At 68.0% G+C, this 17,321-nt stretch carries 17 protein-coding genes; 5 read left to right on the top strand and 12 right to left on the bottom strand.

Annotation, left to right across the window (positions count from 1 at the left end; all coding sequences use genetic code 11):
• Positions 1-10: 10 nt before the first annotated feature.
• Positions 11-553: a Uma2 family endonuclease gene (locus ACWPN5_RS01285; RefSeq protein ID WP_492293807.1), complete on the top strand. Its 543-nt coding sequence runs from the start codon at positions 11-13 to the stop codon at positions 551-553.
• Between the two features lie 35 nt (positions 554-588).
• Here the strand turns inward: ACWPN5_RS01285 and ACWPN5_RS01280 are convergent, their stop codons facing one another.
• Complete coding sequence (locus ACWPN5_RS01280) at positions 589-1,578, bottom strand: 2-hydroxyacid dehydrogenase (protein WP_145682982.1); 990 nt, start codon at positions 1,576-1,578, stop codon at positions 589-591.
• A gap of 230 nt (positions 1,579-1,808) precedes the next feature.
• Between ACWPN5_RS01280 and ACWPN5_RS01275 the strand changes: the two genes are divergently transcribed.
• The gene (locus ACWPN5_RS01275; RefSeq protein WP_137103725.1) at positions 1,809-2,363 is read left to right on the top strand and encodes an SH3 domain-containing protein; all 555 of its coding nucleotides are present in this window, start codon (positions 1,809-1,811) and stop codon (positions 2,361-2,363) included.
• A gap of 132 nt (positions 2,364-2,495) precedes the next feature.
• Here ACWPN5_RS01275 and ACWPN5_RS01270 read toward each other — a convergent pair whose 3' ends face one another.
• From ACWPN5_RS01270 to ACWPN5_RS01250, 5 genes are all read right to left on the bottom strand, one after another.
• Positions 2,496-3,089 (bottom strand): DUF3501 family protein, encoded by a 594-nt coding sequence (locus tag ACWPN5_RS01270; RefSeq protein WP_492293804.1) that lies wholly within the window; start codon positions 3,087-3,089, stop codon positions 2,496-2,498.
• Entirely contained in the window at positions 3,086-3,505 is a 420-nt protein-coding gene (locus ACWPN5_RS01265) for a rubrerythrin family protein (RefSeq protein WP_014238831.1), read from the bottom strand. The genes ACWPN5_RS01270 and ACWPN5_RS01265 overlap by 4 nt, the downstream gene beginning before the upstream one ends.
• A 183-nt stretch (positions 3,506-3,688) precedes the next feature.
• A complete protein-coding gene (gene irrA, locus ACWPN5_RS01260; protein ID WP_014238832.1) occupies positions 3,689-4,120 on the bottom strand; it encodes an iron response transcriptional regulator IrrA in 432 nt (143 codons plus the stop codon).
• A gap of 136 nt (positions 4,121-4,256) precedes the next feature.
• Positions 4,257-5,654, bottom strand: a complete 1,398-nt coding sequence (locus ACWPN5_RS01255) for an NAD(P)H-dependent flavin oxidoreductase (protein ID WP_247888275.1) — start codon at positions 5,652-5,654, stop codon at positions 4,257-4,259.
• A gap of 228 nt (positions 5,655-5,882) precedes the next feature.
• Entirely contained in the window at positions 5,883-6,632 is a 750-nt protein-coding gene (locus ACWPN5_RS01250; RefSeq protein WP_200477416.1) for a glycerophosphoryl diester phosphodiesterase, read from the bottom strand.
• 65 nt (positions 6,633-6,697) lie between these two features.
• On the opposite strand from ACWPN5_RS01250, the gene ACWPN5_RS01245 reads away from it, so the two are divergent.
• On the top strand, positions 6,698-7,732 hold the full coding sequence (locus ACWPN5_RS01245; RefSeq protein ID WP_492293801.1) for a lysine-2,3-aminomutase-like protein: 1,035 nt from the start codon (positions 6,698-6,700) through the stop codon (positions 7,730-7,732).
• Here ACWPN5_RS01245 and ACWPN5_RS01240 read toward each other — a convergent pair whose 3' ends face one another.
• Positions 7,733-8,287 (bottom strand): TspO/MBR family protein, encoded by a 555-nt coding sequence (locus ACWPN5_RS01240; RefSeq protein WP_145682964.1) that lies wholly within the window; start codon positions 8,285-8,287, stop codon positions 7,733-7,735.
• Between the two features lie 125 nt (positions 8,288-8,412).
• Here ACWPN5_RS01240 and ypfJ point away from each other — a divergent pair, with 125 nt between their 5' ends.
• Positions 8,413-9,306, top strand: a complete 894-nt coding sequence (gene ypfJ, locus ACWPN5_RS01235; protein WP_492293798.1) for a KPN_02809 family neutral zinc metallopeptidase — start codon at positions 8,413-8,415, stop codon at positions 9,304-9,306.
• 14 nt (positions 9,307-9,320) lie between these two features.
• On the opposite strand, the gene ACWPN5_RS01230 is transcribed toward ypfJ, so the two are convergent.
• Entirely contained in the window at positions 9,321-9,833 is a 513-nt protein-coding gene (locus tag ACWPN5_RS01230; protein ID WP_492293797.1) for a hypothetical protein, read from the bottom strand.
• Positions 9,834-9,957: 124 nt separating this feature from the next.
• Here ACWPN5_RS01230 and ACWPN5_RS01225 point away from each other — a divergent pair, with 124 nt between their 5' ends.
• Entirely contained in the window at positions 9,958-12,705 is a 2,748-nt protein-coding gene (locus ACWPN5_RS01225; protein ID WP_492293795.1) for a pentapeptide repeat-containing protein, read from the top strand.
• A gap of 275 nt (positions 12,706-12,980) precedes the next feature.
• On the opposite strand, the gene pnp is transcribed toward ACWPN5_RS01225, so the two are convergent.
• From pnp to rbfA, 4 genes are all read right to left on the bottom strand, one after another.
• A complete protein-coding gene (gene pnp, locus ACWPN5_RS01220; protein ID WP_145682959.1) occupies positions 12,981-15,101 on the bottom strand; it encodes a polyribonucleotide nucleotidyltransferase in 2,121 nt (706 codons plus the stop codon).
• Positions 15,102-15,399: 298 nt separating this feature from the next.
• Positions 15,400-15,669, bottom strand: a complete 270-nt coding sequence (gene rpsO / locus ACWPN5_RS01215) for a 30S ribosomal protein S15 (RefSeq protein WP_035670129.1) — start codon at positions 15,667-15,669, stop codon at positions 15,400-15,402.
• 15 nt (positions 15,670-15,684) lie between these two features.
• Positions 15,685-16,623: a tRNA pseudouridine(55) synthase TruB gene (gene truB, locus ACWPN5_RS01210; RefSeq protein ID WP_492293792.1), complete on the bottom strand. Its 939-nt coding sequence runs from the start codon at positions 16,621-16,623 to the stop codon at positions 15,685-15,687.
• Positions 16,613-17,197, bottom strand: coding sequence for a 30S ribosome-binding factor RbfA (rbfA, locus tag ACWPN5_RS01205; RefSeq protein WP_492293790.1), 585 nt, complete (start codon positions 17,195-17,197; stop codon positions 16,613-16,615). The genes truB and rbfA overlap by 11 nt, the downstream gene beginning before the upstream one ends.
• Positions 17,198-17,321 lie beyond the last annotated feature (124 nt).

The following is a 17,321-nucleotide window of genomic DNA, read 5'->3' as shown; positions in this document are numbered from 1 at the left end:
GGCCATACTCATGGGCATGAGCGATCCGGCACCCCGCCCGATGACCGTGGAGGAATTCCTCGTCTGGGACGACGGAACCGACACCCGCTATGAGCTGGTCGGCGGTCAACCCGTCGCCATGGCGCCGCCGTCCGACGCGCACGCTCTTCTCGCGGCCAACATCGTCGTCGAGTTCGGGAAACGTCTCCGCCCGCCCTGCCGGGCGCGGGTCGAAGCCGGCATCCGCCTGCCCGATCGTGACGATGCCTGGTTCCAGGCCGATGTCGCCATTGCGTGTGGACCGACGTCGAGCAAGCCGGGGACAGTGGACCCGACGATCATCGTCGAGATCCTGTCGCCCTCCACCGCCCAGTTCGACCGTGGCCGGAAGCTGGCGATCTACCGGGAAATCCCGTCGGTGCAGGAAATCCTGCTGCTCGAACTCGACAAAGCGCTATGCCGAGCTGTGGCACCGCGAGGACGAACAAAGCTGGGTGGTCCGCGACGTCATCGGGGGCGGGACGCTGCGCTTCCCCTCGGTCGGGATCGAGATCCCCATGGCCGTGCTGTATGAGGGCATCCTCTAGACGCCCTCTCCAGCACTCAGCCTTACAGCAGCGTTTCCAGGACGCGGTCGGGCGGGGCGTGGCCGTCCGCGAAGGTCTTGATGTTGATGATGACCTTCTCGCCCATGTCGATGCGGCCCTCGATGGTGGCGGAGCCCATGTGCGGCAGCAGGACGACGTTGTCGAGCCGCAACAGCTTCGGGTTCACCGCCGGCTCATGCTCGAACACGTCCAGGCCGGCGCCGGCGATCTCGCCCTTCGACAGCATGCGGGTCAGCGCCGTCTCGTCGATGACCTCGCCGCGCGAGGTGTTGACGATGAAGCAGTGCGGGCGCAGCAGCTTCAGCCGGCGCTCCGACAGCAGGTGGTAGGTGGCCGGGGTGTGCGGGCAGTTGATGGACACCACGTCCATGCGCGCCAGCATCTGGTCCAGGCTCTCCCAATAGGTCGCCTCAAGCTCTTGCTCGACGTCCGGATAGACGCGGCGGCGGTTGTGGTAGTGGATCGACATGCCGAAGGCGCGCGCCCGCCGCGCCAGCGCCTGCCCGATGCGGCCCATGCCGAGGATGCCCAGCCGCTTGCCCTGGATGCGGTGGCCGAGCATCGTCGTCGGCCCCCAGCCCTTCCACTGGCCGGAGCGCACCAGCCGCTCGCCTTCCGCCACCCGGCGGCCGACCGCCAGCAGCAGGGCCATGGTCATGTCCGCCGTGTCTTCGGTCAGGACGCCCGGCGTGTTGGTGACGCTGATGCCGCGCTCCCGCGCCGCCTTCAGGTCGATGTGATCGACGCCCGTCCCGAAGGAGGCGATGAGGCGGAGCTGCGGCCCGGCCTTCTCGATCACCTCGCGGTCGATGCGGTCGGTGACGGTGGGAACCAGCACGTCGGCCGCCTGCGCCACTTCGATGAGCTGCGCGTGGGTCAGGGGTTCGTCGTCGGAGTTCAGCCGTGCGTCGAACAACTCCATCATCCGCGTCTCGATGACGTCGGGCAGTTTCCGCGTGACGACGACGAGCGGCTTCTTCTTTTCGGTCATAGACGGTGCCTCCCCCATTCCGGGCCGACGCTTGTCCTATCAAGCGGTTGGGAAGCTGTCCAGATGGCAGTGACGATTCGGCGCGGTGGCCGGCCTGATGAGCCGCCCCGCCATGTGACAAGAACCGATGCCGTGCGCCCGCCCGCGCCTTGCGCTTGCCCCCGGCGGCTACCCCTAATTATAGTGCGTCCGACTCAAATCCTTCCGATCTCCACAGCACGGGGCTGCCGGTGTTGCCGTTGCCGACGACGTCTGCCATCCGCCGCGCTCTCGCCGTTCTGGCGCTGGCCATCGCAGCCTTGGCGCCGGTCACGCCGTCCACAGCCGACGCGTCCGACGGCGCGCGGCGCGAGAAGGACCCGACCCACGCCTCGGGCCTGCCGATCCCCCGTTTCGTGTCGCTGCGCTCGGGCGAGGTGAACGCGCGCACCGGCCCCAACGTGCGCTACCCCATCGAATGGGTGTTCACCCGCAAGGAAATGCCGGTCGAGATCACCCAGGAGTTCGACACTTGGCGGCGCATCCGCGACTGGGAGGGCAGCGAGGGCTGGGTCCACCAGAGCATGCTGTCGGGCAAGCGCAGCATCGTCATCACCGGCGACATCCGCACCGTCCGCAAAGAGCCGCGCGGCGATGCCGCCGTCGTGGCCCGCGCCCAGCCGGGGGTGATCGGCTGGCTGCGCAAGTGCAAGGGCGAGTGGTGCGAGGTGGACCTGAAGGGCTATCGCGGCTGGATGAGCCGCGGTGAGTTCTGGGGCGCCTACAAGGACGAGACGTTCGAGTAACCGGCAAGCGTTGCCCCCACCCTTCCCACGGCTGGCGCCGCGGGCCCCTCCCCTCCCCCGCTTCGCAGGAGAGAGAGACAGTTCCCTCCCCTGCGAAGCGGGGGAGGGCTAGGGAGGGGGCAAGGGTCCCCTCTACCCGAAGTCCCCCGCAAGCTCCGCCCGCACCGCCTCCGGCACCACCGCCATGTGGCCGTAGCGGGAATGGCCGATGCCGAGGATCACTTCCGTCCCGGGGATGCGGAAGGCGGCGATCTGCTCCGGCGTGAAGTCGAAATGCAGGAAATGGACGGCGGACGCCTTGCCGGCCTCGTTCGTGCGCTCCACGTCCTCCTCCGGCCGGCCGGTCACCGTGTGGCCGGCGAAGCGCAGAGTCACCGTGCGCTCCACCCCGCCCAACCCGCCGAGCTCGGCGGCGCGCCGCGCCGGGTCGGCGATCTCGAACATCAGCGTGGCGACCAGTTCCGTCCCTTGCGGGATCAGGCCGTTGTAGGCGCGAAGCTCGCCGTCGATCTGCGCCTCGCCGCCCCGCTCGATGAACAGCATCTCGTGGACCTGCTGCCACATCGTCTCGTAATTCTCGAAATGGACGACGGCGCAGGGGCCGACCGCGACGCGGCGCCTCTTCTTCACGGCGACCAGGGCGCTGCGGCGGGCCGCGCGTTCGCGGGCGTAGCGGTCCAGGGGAAGGATGTCGGCGCGGGTGATTTCGGTCCGGCGCGCCGTCATGACGACAGCTGGTCCAGCATCCTCTGGAAGCGTCCGGCGTGGCTCCGCTCGGCCTTGGCCAGCGTCTCGAACCAGTCCGCGACCTCCTCGAAGCCTTCCTCGCGGGCGGTGCGGGCCATGCCCGGATACATGTCGGTGTATTCGTGGGTCTCGCCGGCGATGGCGGCCTTGAGGTTGCTCACCGTGTCGCCGATGGGCAGGCCGGTGATCGGGTCGCCGGCCTCCTCCAGGAATTCCAGATGGCCGTGGGCGTGGCCGGTTTCGCCCTCCGCCGTGGAGCGGAAGACGGCGGCGACCTCGTTGTGGCCTTCCACGTCGGCCTTCTGGGCGAAATAGAGATAGCGGCGGTTGGCCTGGCTCTCCCCCGCGAAGGCCGCCTTGAGGTTCTGCTCGGTCTTCGTGCCCTTCAGCGACATGGCGGCGTTCTCCAGACGGGGTTCTGTCCGGCCCGGCCGCGCGCGGGCGTGGGGCCTCCGGCGGCCGAGCCTCGGCTACGGCTTATGCCATTGCTCCCAAAACGCGTCAATGTTCCGGAAATTCCCCAGGGACCCGGTTGGACGACCGTTTTTTCCGTGACGCGGCCAGCGGCCGGCCGTTCCTCAGCGGTCCTCGCCCTGCTCCGCGCTCAGCCGGACGATCACGTCCACCCGCGCGATGCGCGTGCCCGGCGGGGCCGGCGGCAGATGCTGCACCACCACGTCGTCGCCGGGGATGTCCTCCAGCCGGCCCGTCCCTTCCAGGAAGAAATGGTGATGGTCGCTGGTGTTGGTGTCGAAGTAGGACTTGCCCGCCTCCACCACCACCTCGCGCAGCAGGCCGGCAGCGGTGAACTGGTTCAGCGTGTTGTAGACGGTGGCCAGCGACACCCGCAGATCCGCCCCCATCGCCTCGGTGTGGAGCTGCTCGGCGGTGACGTGGCGGTGCTCCCCTTCGAACAGCAGGCGGGCCAGCCCCAGACGCTGGCGCGTCGGGCGGAAGCCGGCCGTCTGCAGGCGGTCGAGGGCGCGCTTGAAGGGTCGGGTGCCGGTCATCGTCGTCTGTTCGCCCAGGTTCAGGTCACAAAGTCAGAACGCGAAACGGACCGCGGCGATCCGCCGCAGCCCGCTCACTTTAGAACGATTTCAGGTCGGGGAGCAAGAGCCCCCGCAAAACCGCGGGCCGCCGGCGTCAGTAGCCGGTGGCGATCCGCTCGACCAGCTGCTTCACGGTCGGGATGAAGCCGTCCTTGTAGTACGGGTCCGACGCGAAGCGGAAGGCGTTGTGACCGGCGAACATGAGCTGGTTTTCGCAGTCGTCGGTGTGGCTGACCGCCTGCAGGGTCTTCTGGATGCAGTAGGAGCGCGGATCGGCGCGCTTGCCGTTCGTGCCTTCCTCGTTCTGCGCCCAGTTGGAGAAGTTGCAGGCCGACAGGCAGCCCATGCAGTCCACCTGGTCGCGGTGGATGCGCTCCGCCTGCTCCGGCGTGACGAAGATGACCGTGCTGTCCGGCGTCTTCAGGCCGCTGGTGAAGCCCTGGGACAGCCAGCCCTCGGCGCGGGCCTTGTCCGTCTCGGTCACATAGACCGGGCGGCCGCGCGGCCCCAGCGGCAGTTCGGCGGAATGCTCGCCCACCGGCTTGGGCAGATAGGCCACCTGACGCTCGGAGCGGGCCATCAGGTCCATCAGGAACGGGTTCTTGACGGCGGAGGAGTAGAAGCCCGTCGGCGAGAAGCGGTTCAGGAAGACGTCGCCTTCCTTCAGCGTCAGCAGGCGCTGCTTCCAGGCGTTGGAGATCGGGCTCTCCTGCGTCAGCAGCGGGCGCGTGCCGAACTGGAAGGCCACCGGGCCGAGGTCGGGGTTGTCGATCCAGTCTTCCCAGTCCGACAGCCACCAGACGCCGCCCGCCATGACGATGGGGGTGTCGTTCAGGCCGAAGCTGTTCAGCATCTGGCGCAGCGCCAGGACGCGGGGGAACGGATCCTCCGGCTTCAGCGGGTCCTCGGAGTTGGACAGGCCGTTGTGGCCACCGGCCAGCCACGGGTCCTCGTAGACCACGCCGCCCAGATTCTCGCGGAACTTGTGATAGGCGCGCAGCCACAGGGCGCGGAAGGCGCGGGCCGAGGAGACGATGGGGTAGTAGTGCACGCCGTAGCGCACGGCGATCTCCGCCACGCGGTAGGGCATGCCGGCGCCGCAGGTGACGCCGTGGATCATGCCCTGCGAGCCTTCCAGCACGCCGTGCAGGATGTGCTCGGCGCCGCCCATCTCCCACAGGACGTTCATGTGGATGCGGCCCTGGCCGTTCGACGTCTCGTGCGCGATGCGGGCCTGCGCGATGCCGCCCTCGATGCCGAACTTGATCAGCTCGTCATGACGCTCGCGGCGGGTTTTGCCGTGATAGACCTGCGGCAGGAGATTCCCGTTCTCGTCGTAGCTGTCGGCGTTCACGCCCGAGAATGTGCCGATACCCCCGGCCGCCGACCAGGCGCCCGAGCTTTCCCCGTTGGAGACGGCAATTCCCTTGCCACCCTCGACGAGCGGCAGAACCTCCCGGCCAGACATCAGCAACGGCTTAAGCGCCTTCAACGAAACCTCCAAGACCATGAGAGCGCCCGCGCACGGGCGCCCGGACAGCGCGACCCGAAAGACGACGAAAAACGCCGCCGGGAGTCGTGCCCCCGACGGCCTGGCCGCCATGAGCGATCTATATATGAGGAAATTTCCGTGCGGACGAGCGGATTCGCGGTGTTAGAAAAAAATCTGTCACCGCGACAGTTCCCCAAACGTCAACCGGCGGTCCCAACGGCAACCGCTTCACAGCGGTGTCGGTTCGGCCAGTTCTACGGCGAGCCGGCCCGGCGCGTCGGTGAAGACACCGGCAACGCCCCAGTCGAACAGAGTCCGCGCCCGCGCCGCGTCGTTGACCGTGTAGGCCAGCACCGGCCGCCCGGTGGCGCGGTAGGCGGCGACGCTCTCGGCCGTCTGGCGGTTCTGGTGGACGTTCAGCGTGGCCGCACCGATGCGGTCGGCGATGGCCGCCCAGTCGGCCGGCGGGTCCCACAGCAGGTAGCCGCGCGGAATCTCCGGCGCCCGGTCGCGCGCCACCTCCAGGCAGGGCACCTCGAAGCTCGACACCAGCAGGGGCAGGCCGGCGGGCCACAGCCGCGCCAGCAGGTCCAGCGCAACGTCCGCCGTCGGCACCTCCTGGCCGGGATAGGGTTTGATCTCCAGATTCAGGCCAAGACCCAACTTGCGGATCACGCCCAGCGCCTCCTCCAGGGTCGGCACCGTTTCGCCGGCGAAACGGGTGTCGAACCAGGAACCGGCGTCCAGCGCCTTCAGCTCCGCCAGGGTCAGGTCCGGCACCGGCCCGGCGCCGTTGGTGGTGCGCTCCAGCGTGTCGTCGTGGATCAGCACCGGCACACGGTCGCGGGTGAGCATCACGTCGACCTCGACCCAGGCGGCACCCTGGCGGGCGGCCTCGCGCAGGCTGGCGAGCGTGTTTTCCGGAGCGTTTTCCTTGGCGCCGCGGTGGCCGATCAGGCGGGGAAGAGTCGACAGCATGGGTCCTGCGGGAGTAAGAGCGGGCCTCTCATGATAGGCGCAAAGCGGCGGATCGGGAACGAGCGATGAAGGCAGCCCACAGCGTGACCGATCTGGTGGCCGCCGGGCTGATGACGCCCGCGGCGGGCGAGGCCGTGGCCACCGTGGCCGACCGCTACGCCATCGCCCTGACCCCGTACCTGCTGGAAACGCTGGCGGACGCCGCGCCCGGCGATCCCCTGTACGCGCAGTACGTCCCCACTCCGGAAGAGGCGTACACCGCCCCGGAGGAGCGCGAGGACCCCATCGGCGACGTGGTGCGCAGCCCGGTCAAGGGCATCGTCCACCGCTACCCCGACCGGGTCCTGCTGAAGCCGCTGCACGCCTGCGCGGTCTATTGCCGCTTCTGCTTCCGAAGGGAAATGGTCGGCCCGGGCGGCGAGGCTCTGTCGCCCGAGGAGCTGGACGCCGCGCTGGCGTACGTGCGCGCGCACCCCGAGGTGTGGGAGGTGGTGGTGACCGGCGGCGATCCCCTGCTGCTGTCGCCGCGGCGGCTGTCGCACATCGTCCGCAGCCTGTCGGACATTCCCCATGTCGGGGTGGTCCGGCTGCACACCCGAATCCCCGTCGCCGACCCGGCGCGCGTCACCCCAGAACTGGTCGAGGCGCTGAAGGCGCCGGAGCTGGCGACCTGGATGGCCATCCACGTCAACCACGCCGACGAATTGACGGAGCCGGCGCGCGGCGCCATCGCCCGTCTGGCCGACGCCGGCATTCCCCTGCTGGGCCAGACGGTGCTGCTGAAGGGCATCAACGACGACGCGGCGGCTCTGGAGGCGCTGTTCCGGGGCTTGGTGCGCAACCGGATCAAACCCTATTACCTGCACCATCCCGACCTCGCCGCCGGCACCAGCCATTTCCGCCCGACTCTGGCCGAGGGGCAGGCGCTGGTGAAGGGATTGCGCGGGCGCGTCTCCGGCCTCTGCCAGCCGACCTATGTGCTGGACATCCCCGGCGGGCACGGCAAGGCTCCCGCCGCGCCGGGCTGGGTGCGGCCCGACGGCGACGGCAGCTATCTCGCGGAGGATTTCACCGGGACGACTCACCGCTACCGCGGCTGATCAGCGCGTCCCCAGCCCCGGCCCCAGCCCGAACAGCGGGTCCGGGTTCAGGACCACGCCATGGACGGCGACGATGGAGGCGAAGCCGGTCCACAGCACCAGCGGCAGCCAACTCGCCGCGATGGCGCGGTCATCCGGCCAGACCAGCAGCACGCAGGTCGAGGCGATGATGAAGTAGGCGATGGTCCAGGCCGCCGCCAGGATCGGGCTGCCCATCGTGAAATAGGCGAAGCCGAAGCTGGCGTAGAGCAGCCACAGCGCCCCCTGCATGCCGATCAGCGCCGGGCGCCAGCGGATCGGCCAGGGCGCGTTCAGCATCCGCACGCAACCCCAGAGCTGGATCAGGCTGATGCTGAACCAGACGACGGGAAAGGCCCAGCCCGGCGGCTGCAGCGGCGAGGGTTGGTAGCCGGGAAACGGCTCCCCGCCCCGCTCGAACACGCCGTAGGTGTTGGTGAGCAGCCAGAAGACCAGAGCCTGCCACCAGTACACGCGGAAGGGCAGCGGGCCGGTGTCGGTTGCGGGTTCCGTCGGGACGAAGGAGCGGTGGTTCATGCCTTAGGAAATGGCACGGCTCCGCTTGCGGTCAAGCGCGTGGATGACGCATCCGGCGGAGCGCCGGAACAGCCGAGCCTCCTCGCTGGTTTTCCTCTCGCAATGCGTCGGGGGAGGATCGGGCGATGCGGTGGCAGGACGGTCGCGAGAGCGAGAATGTCGAGGACCGGCGCGGCGCGCCTGGAAGCGGCGGGTTCCGCACCGGTGGGATCGGCATCCCCATCGGGCGCGGCGGCATCGGCATCGGCGGGCTGGCGGTGATCGTGGTGGTCTCGCTCCTGCTTGGCATCAACCCGCTGGACCTGCTGCAGGGCACCGTCCCGCAGGAGCAGGCCCGCAACGAGCAAACCGACGCCCCGCGCGGCGGTGGGGACGACGAGCTGAAGCGCTTCGTCTCCGTCGTCCTCGCCGACACCGAGGACACTTGGACCGCCCAGTTCCAGCAGATGGGCCGGACCTACCAGGACCCGGCGCTGGTGCTGTTCTCCGGCACGGTGGATTCCGGCTGTGGCTTCGCCCAGGCGGCCATGGGGCCCTTCTACTGCCCGCAGGACCGCAAGGTGTACATCGACCTCAGTTTCTACCGCGACCTGCGCGACCGCTTTCGCGCGCCGGGCGACTTTGCCCAGGCCTATGTGATCGCCCACGAGGTCGGCCACCATGTGCAGAATCTGCTGGGCATCTCCGACCGGGTGCAGCAGGCCCAGCGGCAAGCCGGCTCCCAGGCCGACGCCAACGGGCTGTCGGTGCGGCTGGAACTTCAGGCCGACTGCTTCGCCGGGCTGTGGGCCAACCACGCCAACCGCGAGCGCCAAATCATCGAGCCCGGCGACGTCGAGGAGGCCCTGACGGCGGCCAGCGCCATCGGCGACGACCGTCTGCAGAAGCAGTCGCGCGGCACCGTGGCCCCCGACAGCTTCACCCATGGCAGCTCCGCCCAGCGGGTGCAATGGTTCCGCACCGGCTTGGAGAGCGGCCAGATGAAGGCCTGCGACACCTTCGGGACGGAGCGGCTGTAACAGCCGCCCTCACCTCACCCGGCGTCGGTCAGCGGTGCGGGCAGGCGGGAGCGCACCGGCTGGCGCCGGTCGATCACGCCGGTGACCGCCCCCGCCGCATCGCGCCGGATTTCGGCCAGAAGCACGCCGCTGCCCGGCGCCTCCTCCGTGTCGCCGACCCGCGGCGAGGCCGCCAGATTCATGGTGGTCGCAAATTCGCTGACCGGCACCGGATCGGGGAAGAGCAGGTGGAGGTAACAGGGAGCGGACGAACCGCCGGGCACGGTCAGGGACACGCCCTCGCCGGGCAGCACCAGGAAACGTCCCACGGCATCGAAGCCCGCACCGCTCCCGACCGACAGTTGATTGCCGTCACCCTGGGTCACCGCCAGCCCCTCCAGCACACCGGGCGTTTGGAGCAGCCGGTTCTGCAACGCGTTCCAATTCAGAAAGAACCGCTGTTCGAGCGTCATCAGTTCGCTCGTCAGGAGCATGCCGTCGCCGTAATGGGTGCACAGGGTGATGTCGGCGGGAATGGAAACGGGCATCGCGGATCACCGGGGCCGTGGAGCGGGAAAGCCGATCGTAGGGCAACGGCATCTCAAAACAAAGAACCACCGAAGAGAGCGCCTACTTCCTAGTTTCGACCGGTCTTCCGGACAGGGGCCGCTCATGCCGATCATCGTCGATAAGAAGAAACTCGCCATCGCCCTCGGCAAGGTCGGGCTGAACGCCGCTGCCGGCAACATCGTCGAGGCCGTCAAGGAATTCATCGACGCGGCGGACGCCTTCACCCGCGACGGGCCAAGCGACGCCACGGCGGAGGACGGCGCCCGCCTGCTGCTTCAGCGCGGCGCCTACACGGCGGCGATCCGCAGCATCCAGCGCTTCGCCCGGCAGGCCCCTCTCCTCGCCGCGGAGGCGGACCCGCGCGAGATCGAGGCCGAACTGGCCCGCCACACCGCCGACACTACCCTGGAACTGACCGCCGCCGCCTTTTCCGACCCGGACCGCTGGCCCGCCCTGTCCGTGGTGCTTGACGCCTTCACCGACTGGCAACGAGTCTGCCGCGTGCCGAAGGAGCATCGGGAGGTGATGCGTCTGGCCTTCCGCGAGGATTTTGTCCTGGCGCTGGCCGCCGAGTTGCGCGCCCCCAGCCGGGAGGCCGATTACCGCGCCATGCTCGCCGAGGTGACACGAACGACGCCGCTGGACGGCGCGGCGCAACGGACGCTGGATTGGCAAGCCTACCGCGCCCGTCTGGTGGAAGCGGTGCATCAGCCTCTACGCTCGCTCGATCCGGAGAGGATTCCGCGCTTTTCCCTACACGATCTTTATGTGCCTCTGCGGGCGTCGATCGGGGAACCGCCCGCCCCCGGCCAGCGGCGGAGGGACGATCCGCCGATCCCGATCCGGTGGCTGGACGCCGAACTCGATGGATGGGTCGAACGGACCGACGCGCGGGACGCGGTCCGGGTCCTGTCGGGTGAACCTGGGGCCGGCAAGTCGAGCGCCTGCGCCATGCTGGCCGCAAGGCTGGCGCGGCGGGGGCGGCGGGTGCTGCTGGTGCCGCTCGGTCGGCTGAATTATCGGGGCGACGCGGGGACTGAACTGTCCCGCTTCCTGCGGGAGGAGTTGGGCCACGACGCGCTGGAGGGCATCCGGATCGACCGTGGGCCGCCGCTGATCCTGATCCTCGACGGGCTGGACGAATTGGCGAAGGCCGGCCAGGGCGCGCAGACGCTCCTGAGTGGCTTCGTCGGCAACCTGGGGCACGCTTGGTCGGAATGGAATCGGGACGGCATGCGCGTTCTGCTGCTGCTGGCCGGTCGCCCAGGGGCGGCCAACGCCATGGAGCCGATCGCCCGCGCCGATGGCGCTCGCCTGCATGTTCTGCGGTTCTGCATTGAGGATCACCGGCGCGAGTGGTTCGATGACAAAGAGGTTGCGCAACTGGACCAGCGGGCCGAGTGGTGGAAACGCTTTGGCCGGGCCGAAGGCTTGCCGGATGTTCTGAAACAAAACAGCACCCATCTGGATTCGCTGACCGAACAGCCGCTGCTGAATTGGTTGGTCGCCCAGCTTCTGACACTGGAAGGGGAGGAGCGAGCCGCCACCATCGACGACGTTCACGACCTCTACACGCGCCTGTTCGGCCACGTGCTGAACCGAGCGCATCGCCGGAATGCAAGCGCGCCGCCGGAAGCGGTGGACTCGCTGGAACGCGACGATCTGGAACGGATGCTGGAAGAGGTGGCGGTGGCGGCTTGGCATGCTGGTGGCGACCGAACCGTGCCCTTCCCCGTGGTTCGGGAGCGGCTCAGGAACGCCGGGCTCGATGGTCATCTGGACCAGCTGAAAGAGCAGCGAGACGAGGCGCTCAGCAGCCTGCTGGACAGCTTTTTCTGCCGCGCCCACGCAGGGCAGGAGCATCGCGCCATCGAGTTCACCCACAAGAGCTTCGGGCAATTCCTGACCGCACGGCGCATTGCGCACGAGGTCACGGTCATCCACCGCAAGGTCGGGCCGGATGGCGACCGGGATGATGTCCTGGGCGCACTCCGTCGCTGGCTCGCCCTGTGCGGCCCGGCGGTGATGGATCGCGACCTGCTGGAATTCCTGAGGGCGGAGGTCGTTTGCAGGGCGAAAAAGAACGCTGAGGATGCCGCCGGCTGGAGGCACACCCTAACCCGCCTGTTCGACGATTGCGTCCGGGTGGGCATGCCCCTTCCTGAAGGAAGCTTTCGTGCCCGGGAGGCCGAACGGCGAGTCCGCAACGCCGAGGTTGCCCTTCTCGCCACCTTGGACGCCGCCGTTTCGGCATCGCTGGTGCCGTCCGAACGGTCCATCATCCGGTTGGAGCCGGAGGGCGTGGAGAACTCCACGCTGGCCGCCACCACCCTGCATCGTCTGCTTGGGCCTCTCACCGATTGGAGCATCGCCCGAGATTGTTTGTCCTGCCTGAATTTGACGGGCGCCAACTTGATGTTCGCCGACCTGACAAATGCCAACCTGACGGATGCCAACCTGACCGGCGCCTACCTGACCGGCGCCTACCTGACGAGCGCCTACCTGATGGACGCCAACTTGACGCGCGTCGACCTGACCGGCACCGACCTGACGGACGCCTATTTGATGGAAGCCATCCTGACGGACGCCAATCTGATGGAAGCCGACTTAACAGGCGCCAACCTGACGGGCGCCAACCTGACGGGCGCCTACCTAACGAGCGCCGATCTGACGGGCGCCAACCTGACTGGCGCCTACCTTATGGAAGCCGACCTGACGAGCGCCAACCTGACGGGCGCCAATCTGACGGGCGCCTACCTGATGGAAGCCGACTTAGCGGGCGCCAACTTGACGGACGCCGATCTGACGGGCGCTAACATGACGCGCGCCAAAAATTTGCTTTCTCAATAAGAGGTCTTGGCTCGCCTGCTATATTCGAATCTTCGAAGCAATCAGTGAGCGAGGGACTTTGCAAACCACTCCGTGCAGAAATCGCTTACGGAAATGGACCGCCCGTTCAGCGGACGGAAAACAACAAACCGGCCTTTCGGCGCGGGCTATGGCGATAGGCCGAAACCGGCTGGCTGGTGGGCTGGCGCGCATGAAAAAAGGCGCCCTTCGGCGCCTTGCCCCCTCCCCCGACCCTCCCCCGCTCGCGCGGGAGAGGGAGAAAAGGACCCCGCTTATCAGGCGGCGGGGCCGTCCTTCTTGGTCAGGTCTTCGCCGGTGGCCTGATCGACCTGCTTCATCGACAGCTTCACCTTGCCGCGGTCGTCGAAGCCGATGACCTTCACCTTCACCGAGTCACCCTGCGACACCACGTCCGACACCTTGCCGACGCGCTGCTGCGCCAGCTCGGAGATGTGGACGAGGCCGTCGCGCGAGCCCAGGAAGTTCACGAAGGCGCCGAAATCGACGACCTTCACGACCTTGCCGGTGTAGACCACGTTCATTTCCGGCTCGGCGACGATGCCCTTGATCCAGTCGATGGCGGCCTGGGCGGCCTTGGTGTCCACCGCGGCGACCTTGACCGTGCCGTCGTCCTCGATGTCGATCTTGGCGCCGGTCTGCTCCACGATCTCGCGGATCACCTTGCCGCCGGAGCCGATCACGTCGCGGATCTTCTCCTTCGGGATGTTGATCACGGTGATGCGCGGGGCGTTCTCGTTCACCGCCTCGCGGGCGCCGGTCAGCGCCTTGGACATCTCGCCCAGAATGTGCAGGCGGCCGTCCTTGGCCTGGCCCAGGGCGATCTTCATGATCTCCTCGGTGATCGAGGTGATCTTGATGTCCATCTGCAGCGCGGTGATGCCCGCGTCGGTGCCGGCCACCTTGAAGTCCATGTCGCCCAGGTGATCCTCGTCACCCAGGATGTCCGACAGGACCGCGAAGCCGTCGTCTTCCTTGATCAGGCCCATGGCGATGCCGGCCACCGGACGCGCCAGCGGAGCGCCGGCGTCCATCAGCGACAGCGAGGTGCCGCAGACCGTCGCCATCGACGAGGAACCGTTGGACTCGGTCACTTCCGACACCACGCGGAGCGTGTAGGGGAAGTCTTCCTTCTTCGGCAGCAGCGGGTGGATGGCGCGCCACGCCAGCTTGCCGTGGCCGATCTCGCGGCGGCCCGGCGAGCCCATGCGGCCGGCCTCGCCCACCGAGTACGGAGGGAAGTTGTAGTGGAGCATGAAATGCTCGCGGTACTCGCCCTGCAGCGCGTCGATGATCTGCTCGTCCTGGCTGGTGCCCAAAGTGGTGACGACCAGCGCCTGCGTCTCGCCGCGGGTGAACAGCGCCGAACCGTGGGCGCGCGGCAGCACGCCGACCTCCGACACGATCGGGCGGACCGTCTTGGTGTCGCGGCCGTCGATGCGGCGGCCGGTCTTCAGGACGGCGCCGCGCAGGATGTCGGCCTCCAGCTCCTTGAACTCGGTCACGATGGCCTGGGTCTCATGGGCCTCGGCCAGAGCCTCCAGCGCCTTCGCCTTGGCGGCGCCGATCTTCTCGTAGCGGACCTGCTTCACCGTCTCGGTGTAGGCGGCCTCGACGTCGGCGCCGACGGTCGCGCGCAGCTTCGCCTTCAGGGCGGCGCGGTCGTAGGCCGGCTCCGGCAGGTCCCACGGCTCCTTGGCGCACTCTTCGGCGAGATCGATGATGGCGTCGATGACCGGCTGGAAACCGCTGTGGCCGAACATCACGGCGCCCAGCATGACCTCCTCGGACAGCTCCTTGGCTTCCGATTCGACCATCAGCACGCCGTCCTGGGTGCCGGCGACCACGAGGTCGAGCGCGGAACCGTCAACGGAGTCCATGGTCGGGTTCAGCACATACTGGCCGTCGACGTAGCCGACGCGGGCGGCGCCGATCGGACCGAGGAACGGGATGCCGGAGATCGTCAGCGCGGCCGAGGTACCGACCATCGCGACGATGTCCGGATCGTTCTCCAGATCGTGGCTCAGCACGGTGCAGATGACCTGCGTCTCGTTGCGGAAGCCATCGGCGAACAGCGGACGGATGGGACGGTCGATCAGGCGGCTGACCAGCGTCTCCTTCTCCGTCGGGCGGCCTTCACGCTTGAAGAAGCCGCCGGGAATCTTGCCGGCTGCGAAGGACTTTTCCTGGTAATTGACCGTCAGCGGAAAGAAATCGACGCCCGGCTTCGGCGACTTGGCGCCGACGACCGTGCAGAGGACCGTGGTCTCACCATAGGTGACCAGCACCGCGCCGTCGGCCTGACGAGCGATCTTGCCCGTCTCGAACGTCAGCTTGCGTCCACCCCATTCGATTTCTTTGCGGAAAACTTTGAACATGGATTCTTCCTTCCATCCGACACCTAGGCCCGCCGGATTGCTGGCCTAAGCCGGGGTCATCGGTCGTCGGACCCCGCATGTGAAACCCCAAGCAAAGGGCTAAAACCCGAAAAGGGCTAAAACATCAAAACGGCCGGTCCCGGAAGGTCCGGGCCGGCCGTCTGACTAGAACATACCTTCGCGAACAACCAAACGCCCCGACCGGCGCGACACTTCCCGGTGCACCGAAGGACGGTGCGGCGGATCGAGCGCGGATCGGGACGGATGTTCGGTCACCAGGACGGACGCCTTTTGAAAATCAGCGGCGCAGGCCCAGACGCTCGATGAGCGTGGCGTAGCGGCTGTTGTCCTTCTTCTTGAGATAATCGAGAAGACGGCGGCGCTGGCCGACCATCACCAGCAGACCACGGCGGGAGTGGAAGTCCTTCTTGTGGCCCTGCAGGTGCTCGGTCAGGTTCCGGATGCGCTCGGACAGGATCGCGACCTGGACCTCGGGCGAACCGGTGTCGTTGGTGCCGCGCGAATAGTCCTTAATGAGTTCCTGCTTGCGATCGGGCGTGATCGACATCGGGGTCTCCATCGTTCATAGGTTGAGAACGCGCACCGGACGGACCTCCGCCCCCTCCACGCGCGCCAGCGCCACCGGCTTGCCGCCGAAAAGCGCAATGACGGTGCCATCCCCACCAACATCGCCGCGCAGCGCCGTGAGGCGTTCGCGGTCCTGCCGGGTGAGGAGTGCCACCGTCTGGCCGTGCTTCAGTCGGTGCGCTTCCACATCCGTCAGGGCCAGCGCCGGGATGTCGTCCAGCGCGGTCTCGATCGGAAGCAGAAGTCTTTCGACCGCGGCACCTTGCTCCATCGCGGTCAGATCGTCCAGGGAAATCGCCCCGTCCAGCGTGAAGGACCCCACGCGCAGGCGTCGCAAATCGCGGATGTGCCCCACCGTCCCCAACCGTTCGGCGAGGTCACGGGCGATGGAGCGGACGTAGGTGCCCTTGCCGCAATCGACCTCCAGCACCGCGTGGTCGGCGTCCGGAACCTCGATCAGCTCCAGCCGGTCGATGCGCACGGTGCGCGGGGCGATGTCCACCACCTCGCCCTCGCGCGCCATGTCGTAGGCGCGCTCGCCGTTGATCTTCAGCGCGCAGTATTGTGGCGGGATCTGCTCGACGAAACCCAGAAAGCCGGGCAGAGCGGCGCGGATCGCCTCGGCGTCGGGACGCACCGTGGAGGTCTCCACCGCCGTTCCCTCACGGTCGTCGGTCGTGGTGCGGGCGCCCCAGGCCACCGTGAAGCGATAGGTCTTCTCGCCGTCCATGGCGTAGGAGACGGTCTTGGTCGCCTCGCCCAGCGCGATCGGCAGAATGCCGGTGGCGATGGGGTCCAGCGTGCCGCCGTGTCCGGCCTTCTCCGCGTTGAGATGGCGGCGCACCTTGGACAGCGCCTGGGTCGAGGTCATCCCCGCCGGCTTGTCCAGCACGATCCAGCCGTGGATCGGCTCGCCCTTGCGCTTACGAGCCACGGCGCCCCTCGTCCCCGCCGCCGTTGCCCTCATCCTCGTCGTCGTCCTTGTCGTCGTCGTCCTCGTCGTCGATGTCCTCATCGTCGTCGAGATCGTCCATCTCGGTCTCGTCCTCCTCGTCCCAGCCGTCGTCCTCGTCGTCATGGTCGTCGTCGCCGTTCACACGGTCGGCGAGCGAGCGGTAGCCGACGTCGCGGGCGACCGCCGGGCTGTGCAGGATGTCGTCGATGCGACCGGCGTAGTCGAAAGAGGTGTCGGCCTCGAAACTCAGCGTCGGGGCGTGGCGCAGGTTGATGGCCCGGGCGACCTGGCCGCGCAGGAAGGGGGCGGCACGCCGCAGGGCCGACAGCGTCTCGTCCATCGGGCCGCCGCCCAGCGGCGTGACGAAGGCGGTGGCGTTGCGCAGGTCCGGGCTGATCCGCACCTCGGTCACCGTGACGTTCAGTTCCGCCAGTTCGGGGTCGTGGAAGTCGCCGCGCCGGAACAAGTCCGCCAGAGCATGGCGGATTTCCTCGCCGATGCGGAGCTGGCGCTGGGACGGCGGCTTTCCGGCCAGGTCGTGTTTCTTTCTCATGCTGTCGATCCCGAATGCGGTGCGGGAGGGATCGCTCCCTCCGCGAAAACGCGACAAGGGCGCACGGGCGCCCTTGTCATCTGCAACGTCGTCTGTGACCGGTCCGTGAGCCGGGGTGCGGCGG

Source organism: Azospirillum sp. UENF 211521 (genome assembly GCF_058780535.1).
The sequence above is the reverse complement of the archived record's forward strand: the minus strand, read 5'-3'. Positions and strand labels throughout refer to the sequence as shown.